This is a genomic window from Actinoplanes sp. NPDC051633 (assembly GCF_040681735.1).
In the GTDB taxonomy this organism is placed as follows: Bacteria; Actinomycetota; Actinomycetes; order Mycobacteriales; family Micromonosporaceae; genus Actinoplanes.
On sequence record NZ_JBFAZH010001453.1, the window covers coordinates 1 to 1,693 of the forward strand.

General features: G+C 75.3%; 1 protein-coding gene and 1 pseudogene. One reads left to right on the plus strand and one right to left on the minus strand.

Translation table 11 applies throughout. From position 1 onward, the window contains the following. Positions 1 to 225: 225 nt before the first annotated feature. Positions 226 to 1,395, minus strand: coding sequence for a methyltransferase domain-containing protein (locus tag AB0M20_RS42000; protein ID WP_364306950.1), 1,170 nt, complete (start codon positions 1,393 to 1,395; stop codon positions 226 to 228). Between the two features lie 225 nt (positions 1,396 to 1,620). Here AB0M20_RS42000 and AB0M20_RS42005 point away from each other — a divergent pair. Continuing rightward, positions 1,621 to 1,693 (plus strand): annotated as a pseudogene (locus AB0M20_RS42005) (co-chaperone GroES); the annotation flags it as partial.

A 1,693-nucleotide genomic window follows, 5' to 3' on the forward strand; every position in this document is an offset into this window, starting at 1 on the left:
TCGCCCGCCGCCTCGCCCGCCGCCTCGCCCGCCGCCTCGCCCGCCGCCTCGCCCGCCGCCTCGCCCGCCGCCACGCCCGCCGCCTCGCCCGCCGCCTCGCCCGCCCGCGCGCCGCCTCGACACGCGGCCGCCGCCTCCCCCACCCCTGGCACTGGGTGGGTCGGAGAGTAGGGCGCGGGTATGACAGGTTCGGTCCGCCGTCCACAGCCGCTCACTCTGCTGTGGTCAGAGGGGTGCTGTGATCAGAACAGTCGGCGCGTTGGCGACCCGGGTCAGGACCAGGCCGGCCGCCGCCGGGCCGGCGAGCTTCAGGTCGCGGCGGAGCGCCTCCGGCTCGAGCGCCGAGCCACGCTTGCGGATCTCCAGGCGCCCCACGCCACGCTCCCGCAGCAGGGCACGCAGGCGCTTGAGCGAGAAGGGCAGCACGTCGGTGATCTCCAGGCGGCGGGCGAAGGGCGTCTCGGCGGGCTGGTCCGCGTACACGTAAGCGATCTCTTGATCCGCCAGGCGGCCACCCACCCGCTCGGCGAAGGCAGCGACCAGGTGGGATCGCACGACGGCCGGGTCGGGGTCGTAGAGGTAGCGGCCGAGCGGGCCCACCGGCGCGGGTACGTCGGACGGACCGGTCAGTTCGGCCGGCGCGGCGCCGAGCAGGGTGGCGCGGCGCGGGACCTCGGCGAGCGGCCCGCACCAGAACGCCGCCTCCACCAGATCGCCGCCGACGCTGACCCACTCCCCCTCGGCGCCGGCCGGCAGCAGCGCGTGGTCGATGCCCGGCGCCAGCTTCAGCACCGTCCGCGGCACCCGCGAGGCCAGCCCGGCGACGAAGTCCCACGGCGGCGAGAACGAGGCCGGGTCGAACACGCGACCCCGGCCGGCCCGCCGCCGGGCCGGATCGGCGAAGACCGCGTCGTACCGCTCGACCGGTACCGACGTGGCGTCCGCGCAGTGCACCTCCACGTGGTCGCCCAGGCCGAGCGCCTCCGCGTTGGCGCGGGCGATGCCGGCGGTCAGCGGGTCGGCGTCCACCGCGTACACGTGAATGCCCGCGCGTGCCGCGGCCAGCGCATCCGAGCCCAGCCCGCACCCCAGATCCGCCAGCGTGCGCACTCCCGCCGCCGCGAGCCGCGCCGCCCGGCGCTCCGCCACCACCGCGCGTGTCGCCTGTTCCAGCCCCGCCCGGGTGAAGAACATCCGGTCCGCCGCCGGTCCGAACTTCGCCCGCGCCGCGCGGCGCAGCGAGGCCTGGGTAAGGGCGGCCGCGGCGAGCGCGGGTTCGATGCCACGGCTGCGCAGGGCGGTGGCCGCGCTCAGCGGATCGCCGCCGGCGAGCTCGGCCGCGGACGCCAGCACTTCTTCCCGGGTACGCAGCTCGGCCAGCAGTTCGAGGTCCACGACCGGCCAATCTCCCCTGGGCGAACTCGTTGGCACTCTGGTTGACGGAGTGCTAGTTCCGGCATAACCTCCGACTTAGCACTCTCACCATGAGGGTGCCAGCGTGAGCCCGATCCGGGCCACGTTTGCGCCAGGCGGACCGGCACCCGCGACGACGGCCCCGCCCGGTGGCATGAGGCACCAGTCCGGCCATCACTGGCCGGCCGAAAATGTACCCAGGAGGGTATGCCCGTGACTACCGCGACCAAGGTTGCGATCAAGCCTCTCGAGGACCGCATCGTGGTCCAGGCGAATGAGG